The sequence below is a fragment of the Aureimonas jatrophae genome (assembly GCF_900104035.1).
Lineage (GTDB): Bacteria > Pseudomonadota > Alphaproteobacteria > Rhizobiales > Rhizobiaceae > Aureimonas > Aureimonas jatrophae.
In genome coordinates, this window is record NZ_FNIT01000003.1 from 247,167 (window position 1) to 264,821 (window position 17,655).

15 protein-coding genes are annotated in these 17,655 nt (G+C 62.9%); 10 read left to right on the forward strand and 5 right to left on the reverse strand.

The genetic code is table 11. From position 1 onward, the window contains the following. Window positions 1–35 precede the first annotated feature (35 nt). Both BLQ76_RS08875 and thrC read right to left on the reverse strand, forming a co-directional pair. The gene (locus BLQ76_RS08875) at window positions 36–1,340 is read right to left on the reverse strand and encodes a M16 family metallopeptidase (protein WP_090672068.1); all 1,305 of its coding nucleotides are present in this window, start codon (window positions 1,338–1,340) and stop codon (window positions 36–38) included. Then, entirely contained in the window at window positions 1,337–2,746 is a 1,410-nt protein-coding gene (gene thrC / locus BLQ76_RS08880) for a threonine synthase (RefSeq protein WP_090672685.1), read from the reverse strand. Before thrC ends, BLQ76_RS08875 begins: the two co-directional genes overlap by 4 nt. A gap of 146 nt (window positions 2,747–2,892) precedes the next feature. Between thrC and BLQ76_RS08885 the strand changes: the two genes are divergently transcribed. Continuing rightward, window positions 2,893–3,468, forward strand: a complete 576-nt coding sequence (locus BLQ76_RS08885) for a hypothetical protein (RefSeq protein WP_090672070.1) — start codon at window positions 2,893–2,895, stop codon at window positions 3,466–3,468. Between the two features lie 4 nt (window positions 3,469–3,472). Here the strand turns inward: BLQ76_RS08885 and BLQ76_RS08890 are convergent, their stop codons facing one another. Continuing rightward, entirely contained in the window at window positions 3,473–4,156 is a 684-nt protein-coding gene (locus tag BLQ76_RS08890; protein ID WP_090672073.1) for an HAD family hydrolase, read from the reverse strand. Window positions 4,157–4,312: 156 nt separating this feature from the next. Between BLQ76_RS08890 and BLQ76_RS08895 the strand changes: the two genes are divergently transcribed. Then, on the forward strand, window positions 4,313–5,455 hold the full coding sequence (locus BLQ76_RS08895; protein WP_090672076.1) for a site-specific DNA-methyltransferase: 1,143 nt from the start codon (window positions 4,313–4,315) through the stop codon (window positions 5,453–5,455). 280 nt (window positions 5,456–5,735) lie between these two features. Here the strand turns inward: BLQ76_RS08895 and mutY are convergent, their stop codons facing one another. After that, on the reverse strand, window positions 5,736–6,911 hold the full coding sequence (gene mutY, locus BLQ76_RS08900; RefSeq protein ID WP_244519547.1) for an A/G-specific adenine glycosylase: 1,176 nt from the start codon (window positions 6,909–6,911) through the stop codon (window positions 5,736–5,738). Here mutY and BLQ76_RS08905 point away from each other — a divergent pair. The 7 genes from BLQ76_RS08905 (at window position 6,889) to BLQ76_RS08935 (ending at window position 15,759) form a co-directional block, all read left to right on the forward strand. Next, a complete protein-coding gene (locus tag BLQ76_RS08905; protein WP_170842529.1) occupies window positions 6,889–7,626 on the forward strand; it encodes a glycosyltransferase family 25 protein in 738 nt (245 codons plus the stop codon). The genes mutY and BLQ76_RS08905 overlap by 23 nt on opposite strands. Then, a complete protein-coding gene (locus tag BLQ76_RS08910; RefSeq protein WP_139183963.1) occupies window positions 7,623–8,846 on the forward strand; it encodes an O-antigen ligase family protein in 1,224 nt (407 codons plus the stop codon). Before BLQ76_RS08905 ends, BLQ76_RS08910 begins: the two co-directional genes overlap by 4 nt. Further along, window positions 8,846–9,373 (forward strand): DUF721 domain-containing protein, encoded by a 528-nt coding sequence (locus BLQ76_RS08915; RefSeq protein WP_244519548.1) that lies wholly within the window; start codon window positions 8,846–8,848, stop codon window positions 9,371–9,373. Before BLQ76_RS08910 ends, BLQ76_RS08915 begins: the two co-directional genes overlap by 1 nt. Window positions 9,374–9,475: 102 nt before the next feature. Next, window positions 9,476–10,156 carry a DsbA family protein gene (locus BLQ76_RS08920; RefSeq protein WP_090672086.1) on the forward strand — a complete coding sequence of 227 codons (681 nt, stop codon included), beginning with the start codon at window positions 9,476–9,478 and terminating at the stop codon, window positions 10,154–10,156. Between the two features lie 116 nt (window positions 10,157–10,272). Further along, window positions 10,273–12,954: a pyruvate, phosphate dikinase gene (ppdK, locus tag BLQ76_RS08925; protein WP_090672089.1), complete on the forward strand. Its 2,682-nt coding sequence runs from the start codon at window positions 10,273–10,275 to the stop codon at window positions 12,952–12,954. A 304-nt stretch (window positions 12,955–13,258) separates the two neighbouring features. Continuing rightward, entirely contained in the window at window positions 13,259–14,878 is a 1,620-nt protein-coding gene (locus BLQ76_RS08930) for a long-chain-fatty-acid--CoA ligase (protein ID WP_090672092.1), read from the forward strand. A 41-nt stretch (window positions 14,879–14,919) separates the two neighbouring features. Then, a complete protein-coding gene (locus BLQ76_RS08935) occupies window positions 14,920–15,759 on the forward strand; it encodes a DUF1499 domain-containing protein (RefSeq protein ID WP_090672096.1) in 840 nt (279 codons plus the stop codon). On the opposite strand, the gene BLQ76_RS08940 is transcribed toward BLQ76_RS08935, so the two are convergent. Continuing rightward, window positions 15,743–16,594 carry an MBL fold metallo-hydrolase gene (locus BLQ76_RS08940; RefSeq protein ID WP_090672099.1) on the reverse strand — a complete coding sequence of 284 codons (852 nt, stop codon included), beginning with the start codon at window positions 16,592–16,594 and terminating at the stop codon, window positions 15,743–15,745. The two genes, BLQ76_RS08935 and BLQ76_RS08940, sit on opposite strands and share 17 nt — an antisense overlap. Before the next feature lie 82 nt (window positions 16,595–16,676). Here BLQ76_RS08940 and trhO point away from each other — a divergent pair, with 82 nt between their 5' ends. Further along, complete coding sequence (gene trhO / locus BLQ76_RS08945) at window positions 16,677–17,573, forward strand: oxygen-dependent tRNA uridine(34) hydroxylase TrhO (protein ID WP_090672102.1); 897 nt, start codon at window positions 16,677–16,679, stop codon at window positions 17,571–17,573. The last annotated feature ends 82 nt before the right edge of the window (window positions 17,574–17,655 follow it).

Here is a 17,655-nt window from a genome sequence, read left to right on the forward strand (position 1 = left end):
TCCAGTCAAAGAAAGCCACGGGCGGAAAGCCGGTATCAGGAGAGCGCGGCGGCCGGCGCCTTTTCCGGCGCAGCGCCCAACAGCGATGCGAGCTCGTCGAGTCTCGGCAACCGGGAGACCGGTCCAATCGCTGCCAGCGTCGGTCGCGAACCGACAAAGGTGGCCGCCGCAAGGTCTGTAAGCCGCTGAGGCGTGATCGCCGCCAGACGCTCCAGCAACTCAGCGTTGGACAGGATCGCTCCTTTGAACATGAGCTGCCGTGCCATCTGTCCCGCGCGGGAGGCCGGGCTTTCCTGACTCATGAGCAGGCTCGCACGCATCTGCGCACCGGCGCGCTTCACCTCCTGTTCGCCGATGGACTCGGCGGCGCGCATCAACTCCTGCGCGATGACCGGCGCGAGTTCGGCCAGTTCCTCTTCACCCGTCGCGGCATGCACGCCGAAGATTCCGCTGTCCGAGAAGCTCCAATGAAACGCAGAGATGGCGTAGCAAAGCCCACGTGTTTCACGGATCTCCTGGAACAGCCGGGACGACATGCCTCCGCCGAGAATGATCGAGAGAACCTGGGCGGCGTAGAAGTCGCGCTTGTAGTAAGGGCGTCCCTCAAAGCCGAGAACCATCTGCGCGTCGGCGAGCTCGCGCTCTTCTCGAAAGTCGCCCCCGGTGTAGGCGGCGGCCGGGCGAGGTGGCCGCTGTGAAGCCGGCAAGGCCGGAAGACCTCCGAACGCACGCGAGACACGATCCACCACGTCCTGGTGGGAAACCGCACCCGCGGCCGAGACCACCATTTCCCCGGGGGTGTAGTGGCGTTCAAGATAGGTTCGCAGGGTCTCGGGCGTCATCGATCGAACGCTATCGCGCGTGCCGAGGATCGGTCGACCGATGATCTGGTTCCGAAAGGCGCACGCTTGGAAATGATCGAAGACGATATCGTCCGGCGTATCCTCAGCCGCTCCGATCTCCTGAAGGATAACCTGCTGCTCGCGCTCGAGCTCCTCGTCGTCGAAACGCGAGTCCAGAAGGATGTCGGACAGGATATCGATCGCGAGCGGAACGTCGTCCTTCATGACGCGTGCATAGTAGGCCGTCGTCTCGACACTGGTCGATGCGTTCAGTTCGCCACCGACATCCTCGATCTCCTCGGCGATACGCCGAGCGGTTCGCTTTGTCGTTCCCTTGAAGGCCATATGTTCGAGCAGATGCGCAATGCCGTGCTCGCTCTCGGTTTCGTCGCGTGCGCCAGCCTTCACCCAGACACCGAGAGCGGCGCTCTCCAGTTCGGGCATCGTGTCGGTCGCAATCGTCAGTCCATTCGAGAGACGGGTGACCTCGACGCTCACGCGGCAGCCCCAAGGCGCACCGCACGGGACCGGCTTCGAATGAAGTCCTGCACATGAGCGACGTCGTTCGCGACCGTCTCAAACTGCTCGGGCCGCTCCATCAGATCGGTATGGTTGGTCGGCAGAGGCGGATGGATGCCACAGGCCTTCTCGACCGAAGCCGGAAATTTCGCCGGATGCGCCGTCCCGAGCGTGATCATGGGTTCCAAGCCTAGTCGCGCTTCGGCGACGCCGACCCCCACCGCAGTATGGGGATCCAGGAGATAGGACGTGGACTCCAAGGTCCGCCTGATGACGTCTGCCGTCGCCGCCTCATCGGTGCGTCCGGCATCGAACTCCGCTCGGATCATCTCGATGGCCTCCGGTGGGACCGTAAAGGCGCGCGACTGCTGTAGCGTCTGCATCATTCGGACTACGTTGTCCGCGTCGCGTCCGCCGGCCTCAAACAGGAGACGCTCGAAGTTCGACGAGATCTCGATGTCCATGGACGGCGACATCGTGGCTTGAACGCCGTTCATCTCGTAGCGGCCCGTCCGCATCGTACGCTCGAGAATGTCGTTCTCGTTGGTCGCGATGATCAGGCGTTCGATCGGTAGGCCCATCCGCTTCGCGGCGTACCCGGCGAAGACGTCGCCGAAGTTGCCGGTTGGTACTGTGAACGAGACGGGACGGTCCGGCGCGCCGAGCGTCGCCGCGCTCGTGAAGTAGTAGACGATCTGGGCCATGATCCGAGCCCAGTTGATCGAGTTCACACCCGACAACGCGGTCTCGGCGCGGAACGACGCGTCGTTGAACATCGCCTTCACGATGGCCTGACAGTCGTCGAACGTTCCTTCGACAGCGATGGGATGGACGCTCGCCGATCCGAACGTCGTCATCTGCCGCTGCTGGACCGGCGATACGCGATCCTTCGGGAAGAGGATGAAGACGTCGCAGCGTTCGGACCCACCGAATGCCGCGATCGCAGCGCCACCGGTATCGCCCGACGTGGCGCCGACGATCGTTGCGCGCCGCGATCGTTCGCGAAGAACGTGGTCCATGAGCCGTGAGAGCAACTGCATCGCGACGTCTTTGAAGGCGAGCGTCGGACCGTGGAATAGTTCAAGGACGAAGTGCCGGTCGTCGATCTGAACGAGCGGAGCAACGGCCGGATGGCGGAACGTCGCGTAGGCCTCGTGGATCATCGCACGCAGAGCGGTCGGAGCGATCTCGTCGCCGACGAAGGGTTTGAGAACCTCGTAGGCCACGTCCGCATAGGGTCGTCCAGCGAAGCCACGTATGGTCTCAGGGGACAAAACGGGCCAGCTTGCGGGAACGTAGAGTCCACCATCGGTCGCCAAGCCGGCCAGAAGAACGTCGGCGAAACCAAGGGTCGGGGCGTCGCCCCGCGTACTGACATACTTCACGGCCACTCCCCTCGGCCCATCGCGGGCCGCGTCGTGCGGGCGGATGATCCCGAAGGCGCGCGGTGGAATTTCGCGGCGCCGGCGGTCGCCTCGCGGCAAGACGCCTGATATAGACCGGCGCGGTACGGTTAGGGAAGAAGCCTGGGATGCATATGTCTCCGAAGCCCGGCAAGCTGCGCTTCACCGCGCTGCCGCTCCTCGCTTTGGGCCTTTCGGCCTGCAACACGACAACCGCCCCGCAACCTATCCAGCCGCCTTCCGGCACACCGGCTCAGCAACCGATGACGGCGAGCGGTACGATTCCGGATTACTGCCCGCAGGTCTCGTTGCGCGAGGGAACGGCGACGCTCCGCAAAGGAGAGGGAGAGGCGCTTCAATACGTCGCCTCGATCACGTCCAATAGCCGCTCTTGCCGCGTGCGGGACGGCGAGTTCTACATGGAAGTCGGTATCACGGGACGGATCGTGCCTGGACCTGCGGCCAAGGCCGGCAACGTTACCCTACCGGTCCGCGTTGCGATCGTGAATGCCGGTTCGGTTGCCTATAGCGAACTCGGGCAGCAGGGCGTACGGATCGATCCGGCCGGTGGACCCGTGGACTTTACCTACGTCGACCGGAACATTCGCATTCCGCTACCTCAAGGGCGAACGCTTACCGTCTACGTCGGCTTTGATGAAGGCGCCCCTGCGACTGCGAAGCGGACCGCGAGTGCGCGACCCTGACGGGTCAGACGTTCTCCCATCCCGCAAACGCATCAACGACGCCAGGGACGTCGACGAGGCGCCGAATGACGGTCTCGGCGCCCGCCTCAGTCAGGGCGTCGGCATGGCCGGGGTAGGTGTGTGAACCACCCACGAAGCCAACGACCCGGCAACCGGCTGCGGCAGCCGCGGCGACGCCGTGGACGGAATCCTCAAGCACCAGCGTCTCGCGGGGAGCGGTTTCGAACTGCTCGCAACCGAAGAGATAGACGTCGGGCGCCGGCTTCGTACGCTTGGTTCCGACTTCGCCCGCAGCGAAGACGTATGGGCGGAAGCGATCCCATAACTTGGTACGCTCGAGGACGATCCGCAGGCGGTCAGTCGACGAATTCGAGCAGATCGCGCGCGGTAGCTCGAGTTTATCGAGCATCTCGTGCACGCCTGGAATCGCCTCGACCTCGGCGCGCAAACGGTCATCGAGCTCCCGGCGCTGGCGTTCGCGGTAGTCGTCGGGGAAGCGCAGCCCGTGCTCGGCCGTCAGCAACTCCATGATGCGCTCCTGCGTCAGGCCGGAGAAACGAACGCTGATCTCTTCGGGATCGATCTCGTAGCCGAGTTCCTTGAGGAGCGCGGCGTCCGTGCGGGACGCGACGATCTCGGAATCTACCAGAACGCCGTCGCAATCAAAGAGGACGAGAGAAAGAGGCATGCGGCGCTGTCCAGGTGATGTCGAACGTATGCGCGGCGCCTAGCACGAGGTGTGGCATGGCGCCAACGATTGGAGAACGCCCGCCCAACTTCATGGCTCGTTAACTCTGTTCGGTAACCATAAGGCTGTCCCGTCGTCCCGAGTTAACGGTGCCTTATGCCCCAGCTTCGTTCCCCGTCCCGTTCCTCCGCAGCGCTTGCGACAACGCAGCCGGAATGGCTGGATACGATCATCAAGGGCGACTGCGTATCGCGGATGGCGGCGCTGCCAGCGCACTCGGTCGATGCTATCTTCGCCGATCCGCCCTACAATCTCCAGCTCGGCGGCGACCTCACACGTCCCGATCAGTCGAAGGTCGACGCGGTCGACGACGCATGGGACCAGTTCGAGAGCTTCGCTGCCTACGACGCCTTCACTCGGGCCTGGCTCCTTGCGGCGCGGCGGCTGCTGAAGCCCAACGGCACGATCTGGGTGATCGGCTCGTATCATAACATCTTCCGCGTCGGCGCGATCATGCAGGATCTCGGGTTCTGGACGCTGAACGACATCGTGTGGCGCAAATCGAACCCGATGCCGAACTTCCGCGGCCGCCGGTTCCAGAATGCCCACGAGACCCTGATCTGGGCGTCCAAGGACAAGGACGCGAAAGGCTACACGTTCAACTACGACGCGATGAAGGCTGCCAACGACGATACGCAGATGCGGTCGGACTGGCTGTTTCCAATCTGCACCGGCGGGGAGCGGCTCAAGGATGCTGAGGGCTCGAAGACGCATCCGACGCAGAAGCCAGAAGCCCTTCTGGCCAGGGTCATCCTGTCGTCGACGCGTCCGGGCGACACGATACTCGACCCGTTCTTCGGGACCGGTACGACCGGCGCTGTCGCCAAACGGCTCGGACGGCACTTCGTCGGCATCGAACGCGAGGACAGTTACATCGAAGCGGCAACGGATCGCCTCCTTTCCGTCGAGCCCTTGGATGCCGACTTCCTTCAGACATTGACGCCCAAGCGAGCAGAACCGCGTGTCCCGTTCTCGTCGGTCGTCGAGGCGGGACTGCTGCCGCCGGGAACCGAACTCACCGATGCCAAGGGCCGCTGGCAGGCGCATGTCAGAGCGGACGGAACGATCGCAAGCTCGACAGGCGAGGCGGCTTCGATTCATCGCGTCGGCGCACGTGTGCAAGGTCTCGACGCTTGTAATGGCTGGACGTTCTGGCACGTGCGTGACGGTGGTCGCCTGCGAGTGATCGATGAACTCCGCCAGATCGTTCGAGAGAGGATAGCGGTCTCGGGCGCATGAAGGCTGGCCGCGAACACACCTATCTTGCGGTTGCCTAGATTTTTCAGCACCGCGCCGGGTCGACCGAGGCTTTTGCAAACTCAAGCCAATCGATCCGTTCGTCCTGGGTGCCAAAACACGCCGGAGGCGACGGCGTGCCTCCGGTCGGATGGGTAACGTTCCTGACGGACGTGGTTGGTCATCTTTCGCCGGTGCGGAGCGTTGTCCTGTACCGAGCGGCGGTGAGCGCACTGCTTTCTCGAAAAACTGCAATCGAGATTGGGGTCGTGAAGGGCAACGTTTACGATCGAGGACCCCGGATCGCGGATAACTCGGGAAACGCTGCGGCGATGACCGACCGCATCAGCGTCGGAAGAGCTTCCTGATCGATGCTCTCGGCGGGCGCCCACCAGCCATCGTCGTCATCGATATAGTCGATGTCGGCCCGAAAGACCTCGAGCTGGAGGTCGAAATGCGTGAAGCCGTGTTGAACGGTTCCGGCCGCACTCCAATCGGCATCGAACGGAGCAGCCTCGATCCCCAGCTGACCGTCGCTGCGGGAAGACCAGCCGGTCGTCGGCGGCTCCGCCATGCCGCCGAGCATACCTTGGTTCGGTCGTCGACGAAGCCACACCGCCCCATCGCTTCGCCGTCGGGCCACGAAGGCCGCGCCCCGTCGAAACGGTTTGGCCTTCTTCGCGAGCTTATGGGGAAACTCCTCCTGCCGTCCGGTCGCTCTGGCTTTGCAGGCCAATGCGAGCGGACATAGAACGCAGGCCGGGCGGCGCGGCGTGCAGATCGTCGCCCCCAGATCCATCATGGCCTGCGCGAAGTCCCCGGGACGCCGCGAGAGCGTCATGCGCTCTACCTCTAGACGTATCTCGCGCCGAGCGCTCGGAAGCGGCGTCTCGATCAAACAAAGGCGTGTCGTAACGCGTTCGATGTTGCCGTCGACCACGGCGGCCGGCTCGTCGAACGCAATGGCGGCGATCGCCGCGGATGTGTAGGCGCCAACGCCGGGAAGGGCCTGCAAACCTTCTGCCGTCTCCGGAAACCGCCCATTGTGGCTGCGCGTCACAGTGCGGGCGCAGGCCAGGAGGTTGCGCGCGCGCGCATAATAACCGAGCCCGGCCCATGCGCTCATGACCTCGGCATCCTCGGCAGCCGCAAGGTCTTCGACGCGCGGCCAGCGTTCCGTAAAGCGGCGGAAGTAGTCTTTGACGGCCGCTACGGTCGTCTGCTGCAACATCACTTCCGATAGCCAGACCCGGTATGGATCAGGCCTGACCCCAGCCCGGCGATGGGCAGGAGACACGCGCCAAGGTAGTTCGCGAGCATGGCGATCGTACCATTCGAGAAGGGCCGTCGATATCTCGCCGCCTTGACTTGGCTCCGGACGGCGTTCATCCGACGCGTCGAGCGGGACCTCCGGTTCCTGTACCGGGATCGTGCCTTTGCGCATCAGCTTCTTCGTCATCAATCTGGATCGTTCGCCCGAGCGGCTGGGCCACATGTACGAGCAGGCCGCACAGTTGGGCATCGAACTGATAAGGGTGCCGGCTCTGGATGGAAAGAGCGTCCCGCCTGCGGAACGTTCGGTGCTTGACCTGCCAGCCTTCCTGCGTTGGCACGGCAAACAGCCACTCCCCGGTGAATACGGCTGCTACGTCAGTCATCTTGCCGCATTGGATACGCTGGCCAATACGGAATGCGACGCAGGCGTCATCTTCGAAGACGATATCGTGCTTCGGACGGAGCTCGGGGAAGTCCTTCAGGGGCTTCTGGCTCGTGATGACTGGGACGTCGTACGCTTCGCTCATCATCGCAAGGTCCGCCATCGTCCTGTCCGGAACCTGCCGAGGGGGCGACGCCTCATCCGGCCCTTGTTCGGTCCGAGCGGCAGTGCCGCGGGCTATATCGTTCGACAGAACGCCGCAGCGCGCTTGCGCGATGCCCTGACGCCGATGCGTCTCCCATACGATGTCGCACTCGAACGGGGATGGGCGACTGGACTACGGACCTTGGATATTCGTCCCGACTTGGTCGGCTTCTCGGATCATTCGAAGGCAAGCCTGACGCGTGACGGACAACGCTACGCTTCCATGAAGCTTCCCACGCTTCGTCGCTGGACAACCCTGGTCTTCCGCACGAACGAGATCGTGCGCCGCTGGCTTGCGGGAATGCGATCTTGAGTGCGGGGCGGAAATTGACGGTTCGCCGTGTTCTGCTGGCACGCCGCCGCGTCGATCCGTGGATCCTGGTCGGGTCGATGGTTGGTCTCGGTCTGCTGCTGTCGATCGGCAAGGTCGGTTTTGCGTTTTTCGCCGCCTGCGGCATCTATCTTGCGCTTGTCAGACCGCGCTCATGGCGCGCAGCACCCCCTGCCTTTACGATCTCCATCCTCGCGTGGGCTAGCTGGCAAATTGGTCTCAGTCTCTTGCGAGGCGAGCCGATCGCCGGGAACCGAACCCTATCCTATGCCGGTATCGAGCTGGCGGTCGCATTCCTCCCAATGGGTCTCGCTTTGGTGCGCGACCCCATCGGCGCATTGGCGAACGGTGCGCGGATCGGCCTCGCATGTCTTGCGGTCGTCGCGCCAGTGGCTTTCCTGGCTGGTGAGGACCGTGTGGGGCTCGGTGGAAACGAAGCGATTTTCGCTTTCGTCATCGGTGTCGTCGCCCTGGCTGCGCGTCTTACGGTCCGAGATCCAAAGCGATGGCTGCCAAACGCGCGCTGGTGGTCCTATCTTGTCGTCGTGCCGGTTCTCCTCAGCGGAACGCGAGCCGCCTTCGTCATCGTCCTCTTGGTCATGGCAGCGGACGCGATCAGTCTTGCGCGAGGGCGCAGACCGATATGGCTAAGGGGGGCGCGAGGAATTCTAGGCGCCACGATCCTGACGCTGAGCCTTGGCATCACGGCAGCGCTGATCGTCGAAAACCGGATCAGTGCCGGCATCGACGAGTATCAGACCTTCGAGCGAACCGGTGTCGCGGCCGGATCGGTTGATACGCGGATCGTCATGTGGTCGGCTGGCTGGCAGGTACTGCGCGAACACCCTCTGCTGGGAGTCGGCGGAACGCACCGAATGGAAGCGGCAGGCCAGAAGGCGGGTCGCAACGGCTTCATGGTGACGTACTACCAGCATCTTCACAACGTCTTCCTCGATGAGGCCCTGTCGAGCGGACTCATCAGCGTCGCATTTCAGATCGCCACCTTTGCCGCCTTTCTCACGACGTTCTGGCGGGCGCCGTCCCGTCCGAGATTGCAATCGACGGCTGTGCTTCTCGTCGTGTTTTTCGCCATCTTCGGATCATTCCATGGGGTCCTCCTCAACGAGTGGACGCTGATCAGTTTGTTCGGTGTCATGTCGTGTATGCTGACGGATGCCAGACGGAAGGCTTTGAGACGCTGATGAAGGACGATGAGACGCCGCGCGTTCGGCGTGGAGCAAGGCCCCTGGGTGATCTGATCGCGGCCTTGGTCGACCCGATCGTCGCGAAGAAAGCAGGGATGACGGCTGCCCTTATCCAGTCCTGGCCGGAGATCGCCGGAGTTCGCCTGCAGGAAGGTTGCCGTCCAGAAAAGCTGGTCTGGCCCGCCCGTCGCGCGGACGGTACGACCGCGGAGCCTGCGACCCTGGTGGTCGCTTGCGAAGGAGCCTTCGTCCTGCGTTTGCAGCACGAGACGCACGAGGTTCTCGCTCGTGTGAACGCGTTCTTCGGCTACCCAGCCGTCACCAAACTGCGCATCGTTCAGAAGCCGATCCTGCGGATACGGGCGAACCGCAAGCTGCCTCGCGTTCCGCTCAACGGGGCGCAACGTCGTGGTATCGCCGAAGCGACGGCACGCATCGAGAGTCCCAGGCTGCGTTCGGCACTGGAACGGTATGGAGAAGCCGTGCTCGGACGCAACGCGGCCAACCGGAACACGCAAACCTGAACGGTCCGCCCGTTACGCTTCGTCCATGTGCGACGCGCGGCGTTGGAATCGTCGCAATCATCGATTAGGTCGAAATCGTTCGAACCCGATCAGGAAGGCTCCATGTTCAGCATGTTCCGAAATACTGTGTCCGGCGCGGCTGCCGGAGCCGTGCTGCTTGCGCTGGGATCGACCGTTGCATGGGGCCAGACCGCACCTGCGCCGGCTTCGACGGTCGAAGCGCCGGCACCAGAGGGGACCGCGGACGTCGCCAAGCTTCTGGCGCCTCAGGCGCTGCCGGACGTCGTGCTCGGAGATCCGGACGCGAAGGTCACGATCATCGAATACGCCTCGATGACCTGCAGTCACTGCCGGGACTTCCACGCTGAAACTTGGCCGACCATCAAGCGCGATTACGTCGATACCGGGAAGGCGAAGTTCATTCTCCGCGAGTTTCCCTTCGACCCACGAGCTCTGGCTGCCTTCATGCTTGCGCGATGTGCTGGCGACGACAAGCGGACCGCAATGGTCGACGTTCTGTTCGATCAGCAACGTGAATGGGCTGGCGCGGAGAACGCGTCCGTCGCCCTCCTGAAAATCGCACAGCTGTCCGGAATGTCGCAGGACCAGTTCAAGGCTTGTCTGTCGAATTCCGAACTTCAGGGTAAGGTCGTGGCCGTACAAGCTGCCGGCCAGAGCGACTTTGGCGTCAGCGCAACGCCAACGTTCTTCGTCAACGGCGACAAGTATGCCGGAGCGCTGTCGGCCGAGCAGATGGCAGCGGTCATCGAGAAGCACCTTTGAGCGCGGCAGAAGCGCTTTTTGGCACTGCAACAATTGGCGTGGCGTCGATGATCGCCTAGAAACGTCGTGGCTAGCGGCGCATCGGCGTCGCGGCTACCGTTTCCGATCGAACATCGATGGCCAAGAGACTTTTTACGTTCAAGCGCGGACACGCGGATCGTACCGTCGATGCGGCGGAAGCGCTTGGAATGAAAGGGTCGAATCTTGCGGTCCTTGCAGCGCTTGATCTGCCGGTGCCGCCCGGCTTCACGATCTCGACCAGTGCCTGGCGAGAAGCCGGGACGGCGGGTCTGCCACCGGCGGTCCGTAACGAAATCCTTTCCAGCGTCGAATGGCTCGAAGGTGTGACCGGACGTATGTTCGACGGCGCCGACCGACCGCTGTTGCTGGCCGTGCGAACCGGCGCCCGGCATGCCATGCCAGGTCTGGCCGATACGGTTCTAGATGTCGGACTGAATTCGCGAACGGTCGAGCGTTTGGCGCGCGAACTCGGAGATCTCGGGTTTGCATTCCGTTCCTACCGTCGGTTCATCGAGAGCTATTGCGCGCTCGTGCATGGTCTCGATCCCGGTGAATTCGACGATGTGACGGATCGGGAGCGGGACCGAGCCGGTTGGGTCGGTTCTGAACCGCACTCGATCGTCGACTGGCGTGCGCTGGTCGTCGCCTATCTCGAATTCGTTGAAAACGAATGCGGCGCTTCTCTCCCGCAAACTCCCCTGCAACAACTCTACGATGTCGTCGAGGCGGCTTTTGCAAGTTGGCGAAATCCCGTTGCACGAGCCTTTCGCATGGTCCACGGGATCGCCGAAAACGCCGGACTGGCGGTCACCGTCCATGCGATGATCTTCAACGAGCGTGGCGAGAAGTCGGGAACCGGACGGGCCGTGTCGCGCGATCTGAAGTCGGGCGAGCCGCGGCTGACCGGCGAGTTCACGCTCGGTGGACGGGGTATCGGCGAGGCCATCGGTATATTCCCGGACACGCTCAATCTCGCAGAGCTGGCGGGCGACGGCAGGGAGCGGTTTCCAGGCGACCTTGCCGCCTTGTCGGATTACGTCCGTCGGGTCGAGCAGCATCTCGGTGACGCGGCCGAGATCGACTTCATGGTCGGCGACGGCGAGCTCTTCCTCCTCCAGTCGCGGCCGGCAAAACGCGCGGTCGGCGAGGCGGTCCGGATTGCCGTCGAGATGACCCGCGAAAACGTCCTGACGGAAGAAGAGGCCCTTCTTCGTATCGACCCTGCGTCGCTCGACGAATTGCTTCATCCGACCATCGAACGAAGTGAGGAAACGCACGTCCTCGCCAGAGGCATGCCGGCATCGCCTGGAGCGGCCACAGGCGCCATCGTCTTCACGGCTGAGCAGGCCATCGCGCTGGCGGCGGAAGGACGCCGCTCGATACTGGTGCGTAACGAGACGATTCCGGAGGACGTGCACGGCATGCACGTGACCGAAGGCGTGCTGACGATCAGGGGCGGCACGACAAGTCATGCTGCAGTTGTCGCGCGCGGTATCGGCAAGCCATGCGTCACCGGTGCCGGATCGCTGCGCATCACGCAGGACGGCAAGGCTTTGATCGCGGCTGGGCGGACCTTTGAGTTTGGCGATGCCCTCACAATCGACGGTACCACCGGCGACGTCATCGCCGGAACGGCGCGGCTTCGCCGCCCGACCCTGACGGGCGACTTTGCGACCCTGATGTCGATGGCGGATCGTGCACGCCGCATGCGGGTTCGGACGAACGCCGAGACCCCGGCGGAAGCGAGAGCCGCTCGAGCCTTCGGGGCCGAGGGAATCGGACTGTGCCGAACGGAGCATATGTTCTTCGAAGGCGAGCGCATCCGAGTCATGCGCGAGATGATCATGGCCAGCGACGAAGAAGGGCGTCGCTCCGCTCTCGATCGTCTGCTGCCGATCCAGCGATCCGACTTCATCGAACTGTTCGAGATCATGGCGGGCCTTCCGGTCATGATCCGACTTCTGGATCCGCCGCTGCACGAGTTCCTGCCGAAGGGCGAGCAGGAGATTGCGGATACGGCGCAAACCCTCGGTATCACCGAGGCCGTCGTTGCCGAACGCCTTCAGTCGCTTCAAGAATTCAATCCGATGCTCGGTCATCGTGGGTGCCGCCTTGCGGTCTCCCATCCCGAAATCGTCGAGATGCAGGCGCGGGCGATCTTCGAAGCCGCGCTTGAAGCCGGTCAGCGCAAGGGCAAGGCCGTCGTTCCCGAGATCATGGTTCCGCTGGTCGGTCTGCGAAAGGAACTGGACTTCGTGAAGGCTCGCGTCGACGAGATCGCGGAACTCGTGATGGCGGAGCAGGGGCGTAGCCTGACCTACCTCGTGGGTACGATGATCGAGTTGCCCCGTGCCATCGTGCGGGCCGACAGCATCGCCGAGGCGGCTGACTTCTTCTCGTTCGGAACGAACGATCTGACTCAGACCGTCTACGGCATATCTCGAGACGACGCCGCTAACTTCCTGTCGACCTACCAGCGTCTGGGGATCATGGACCGCGACCCGTTCCAGTCTCTCGATGTCGAAGGAGTCGGGCAGCTGATCGCGCTTGGGGTCGAGCGGGCTCGGCGCACCAAACCGGATATCTCGCTCGGGGTTTGCGGCGAGCAGGGCGGTGATCCGACCTCGATCGCTTTCTTTGAAGAGACCGGCCTCGACTACGTGTCCTGCTCGCCCTATCGCGTACCGATCGCGCGTCTCGCGGCTGCGCAGGCAGCAATCCGGTTCGAACGGGCGATGCGTGCAGCCTCTTCACCTAAGACTCGAAGTCGCAGCTAGAAAATGCATAGTTATCGTTGGTTGTGCTGATGTCTTCACGAACCCGATGAATAGCCCGTTCGGCTTCGCTGGACCTTTCGAATAGTTAGCCCTTGTCGGAGGCGATCTCAAAAGCGGCGGTTGCCCGATCAGAGGGCTGGCGCCTCGATCATGGTGCGGTACCGCAGGGCTGATCGCTCAGCGTCCGCGAACCACGGTAGCAGCCGACAGGCTGGTCTCATGCTGGACACATGCGCACTCCGGCGGCACGCTTCCCCTCATACATTCATCGGCGATTCAACGCCGGACCGGGAGAACGTTCCCCATGCTGGGACTGATGCAACAGTGGCCGTTGCTCTGCACGAAGGTCATCGACCATGCCGCGGAGCACCACGGTCGTCGCGAAGTCGTCTCGCGCTCGGTCGAAGGACCCTTGCATCGAACGAGTTACAGCGAGGTGCGTCGCCGCGCCCTTCGTCTCGCAAAGCGCCTGGCACGCGACGGCGTTCAACCCGGCGATCGTATGGCAACCATGGCGTGGAACACGTGGCGCCATCTGGAATGCTGGTACGGGATCGTCGGCGCCGGTGCGGTCTACCATACGCTGAACCCGCGTCTTTTCCCCGAGCAGATCGCATGGATCATGAACGATGCGGATGACCGCATGCTGTTCGTCGATCTGACCTTCATTCCCCTCGTCGAGGCATTGGCTCCCAGCTTACCTCGGTTGCGGCGGATCGTCGTCCTGTGCGCGCGTGACAGTCTCCCGTCGTCGACCCTCGATCTCACCACCTACGAGGATTACCTTGCCGAGGCCGACGAGGACTTTCGCTGGGTCGAGGTCGCGGAAGGAGACGCCGCCGGCATGTGCTATACGTCGGGCACGACCGGCACGCCGAAAGGGGTTGTCTACTCCCATCGGTCCAACGTTCTTCATTCTTTGATCGCGGTCCAGCCGGACGCCATGAACCTGCGGTCGCGCGATCGCGTCATGCCGGTTGTTCCGCTGTTCCATGCAAACGGATGGGGCATCGCGTTTTCCGCCCCGATGGTCGGCGCCGCACTCGTCCTGCCAGGGCCCAAGCTCGACGGAGCATCGATCGGAACGCTCCTTCGCGACGAGAGAGTGACGTTCAGCGCTGCGGTGCCGACGATCTGGCTCATGCTTCTCCAGTATCTCGATGCCAATGGTCTCGATCTCCCGGATCTGCGTCGCGTCGTGATCGGTGGCGCTGCCTGTCCCCGCGTCGTGACCGAGGCGTTTGAAACACGTTATGGCGTCGAAGTCGTCCACGCATGGGGCATGACCGAACTCAGCCCGCTGGGCACCCTCAATGTCATGAACGCGGACACGGCCGATCTCTCGCTCGATGAACAGCTCGCACTCAAGCAGAAGCAGGGTCGCGTTCCCTTTGGCGTTGAGATGCGCGTCGTCGGTGACGATGGCGCCGAGTTGCCTCGTGACGGTCGCACGTTCGGACGGCTGATGGTGAAAGGTCCGGCCGTGTCGGCGTCCTATCATGGAGCGCAAGCTGGGCTCGATGATGCGGGATGGTTCGACACTGGCGACGTTGCGCATATCGACGAGAATGGCTTCATGCAGATCACCGACCGCGCGAAGGACGTTATCAAATCCGGCGGCGAATGGATCTCGTCGATCGATCTCGAGAATTTGGCTGTCGGTCACCCGTCGGTGGCCGAGGCAGCTGTGATCGGAGTTTCGCATTCGCGTTGGGGTGAGCGACCACTTCTCATCATCGTGCCGAAGGCAGGGTGCAGTGTCAGCCGGGACGCAATCTTGGGCTTTCTCGACGGAAAGGTCGCGCGGTGGTGGCTGCCGGATGACGTCGTGATCGTCGATGAGATTCCCCACACCGCGACCGGCAAGATCCAGAAGACCGCGCTGCGGGACCGCTATCGTGACTATCGTCTTCCGACCGCATGAAATGATAGGATCGACCCCGTACGTTCGGAGTTCGCAAGCGCATGGCAGGCCATTACATCGTCGGGCGAACAAAGACCGCGGACTGGGCCTGGTCATGCGCCGCCTTCGCTCCGGCCGTGATGATCAGCGCGATCGTCTTGTTTCGACTGACCGTTCTCGACGAAGAGACGCTGTCCTGGAGCTTCGCCCTGGCGGCTGCCTTGGTTGCAGCCGGTTTTGTTCTGGCGCTCGTCGCCTGCGGGATCGTCTGGCATCGCGGGAAACACGGAGGTGGACGCGCAACAGCGGCCTTGACCGTCGCGCTGGTTGCCGCGGCGCCATTCGCTCTGCTGGGATGGCTCTACAGCCAGTATCCGACCGGCAACTCGGCAGCGACGACGGGACTTGAGCAGCCGGTGACGTCGGGTGATCCGAACGGCGGGGTAAGGCCGCTTGTCGGCCGTGATTTCCAAGCGACAGCGTCGACCGTCTACGGAGCAGCCCGCACGGCGTTCGAAGGAAGCGGTATCGCGATCGTCGACGTCGGAACCTCCAGCCTTCCCCGGCCTGCCGCGGGTGATCTCGGCGTCAGCGGACTCGTGACGACGCCGGTTCCAACGCCTCGCGACAGCATTGACCCCACGCAGCCCTTTGATCGGTTCGCAGGTCTTGATGCAACGGACTACACGATCCAGGGCGTTGCGACCGTACCGATCCTCGGGTCGCCAAGTGATGTCGTGGTGCGGATCCAGGAAGATAACGGGGAAACCTACGTCGATATGACCTCGCGTTCGCGCACCTTGCCACTCGACCTTGGTCAAAACCGTCGGATCATCGAAGGTTTCATGGCGCGACTCGAAGAGGCCATGAACGTTCTGGAGGGCGTTACGCCGGAGGAGTAGGCGCCGGCGTCAGTCGGAATCGGTCGCCTGTGCTTTCAACCAAACCGCGCTCGACCAAATCATCGAGATGGGCGCGGGTCGAGAGCGTGGCAGCTCGCGTCAGGGATGCATCGAGATCTCGATAAAGGTCTGCGACGATGTCACCGACCCTAGCAGGACCAGCCGCGAGACGCTGCAAGACGGCCGACTCGCGCATCCTGCGGTGAGTCCGCAACGCCCGCAGTAGCGGTTGCGGCCTTTCTACGGGGCCGCCATGGCCTGGGAGATAACGCGTCTCCGACCTCCGCATAAGGCGATCGAGGGATGCGAGGTAGTCCCGTATTCGTCCATCCGGTGGAACGATAACGCTCGTCGACCATGCCATGACGTGGTCCCCCGAAAAGAGGATCGACGTGTCCGGCAAAGCGAACGAGAGGTGGTCCATCGAATGCCCCGGCGTCGCGATAACCTCGATGTCGGTGTCTCCGAGCAGATGGCGTGAACCATCCTCGAGGTGTCGATCCATCGGGCCGTCGTATCGGGGCGATGCGAAGATGGGTGCGCCGACCTTGTTCTGAAGCGAGACTGCCAGATCGCTATGGTCCCGATGTCCGTGCGTTAGCAGGATGCCGGACACATGACGGCCATCTAGGGCGGCCAGCAACGCCTTCAGATGACGCTGATCGAGAGGACCTGGATCGATGACAACGAGTTTTGCGGATCCGACGAGGTAGGTATTCGTCCCATGAAAAGTCATGGGACCTGCATTCGACGCCGTCAGTCGCAGGACATTCGGCGCAACGGAAACCGGTGTGCCATGGCAGGGGTCGAACTCGCGGTCCAGCGGAAGGCTCATTCCTGCGAATTAGCGTCGTTCAACACGGATGAGAAGCGTCGGGCTCACTGGTCACACCTGACCGCAGATTTTAAGAAGCGGCATGACCTATTCCGTCGCAGCATTTTACCGCTTCGTTGCGGTCGATGACCCCCAAGCTGAACGAGACGAGCTCGACGCGTTTTGTCGCGAGGCCGGCCTGATCGGCACGATCCTCCTAGCGCATGAAGGTATCAACGGAACCGTCGCCGGCGCGGCCGCATCGATCCACGAACTCCTGTCGAGATTGGGCGAACGGCTCGGCCTCAGCGACCGAGATATCAAGCGATCCGAAACCGAGATCGCGCCCTTCAAACGACTGCGTGTTCGGGTTCGCCCGGAGATCATCACGATGCGGGCGTCCGAGGCCGATCCGGCTCAACGCACGGGGCGACATGTATCGGCAGTGGAATGGAACGAACTTATCGCGAATCCCGACGTTCTGATCCTCGATACGCGCAATCGGTACGAGACGGTCATTGGTACGTTCGAGCGCGCCATCGTACCGCCAATCGACCAGTTCACGGAGTTCAAGGACTTTGTCGACCGCGAACTGGACCCCGGAAAGCATCAGCAGATCGCCATGTTCTGTACCGGTGGCATCCGTTGCGAGAAGGCGTCGGCGTACATGTTGGCGCGTGGCTTTGCTGAAGTCATGCAACTCGACGGCGGGATCCTCCGCTATCTCGAAGACGTCCCGAGTGGCGCGTCGCGCTGGAAAGGGGATTGCTTCGTCTTCGACGGCAGAACGGCCCTGGGAGCCGACCTCTCGCACGGTCGCTGGGAAAGCTGTTTCGGTTGCGGAGGGCCGGTTGGTGAAACCGAACGCGCGTCCGACCGGTACGAAGCTGGCGTCTCCTGTCCACGTTGCCATGCCACGCTCACCCCCGATCGGGCCGAGAGGCTTCGCCGTCGACACCGCGACCTGCGCCGAGGGATCGGGAGCCGCGACGAGACTTAACTCCGTCTTATCCTGCCGTGCAGCTATTGCCCTGCAACATGGCAGAGTTATCTCCGTTCGAGCGGAGGACCCGGGATCGACG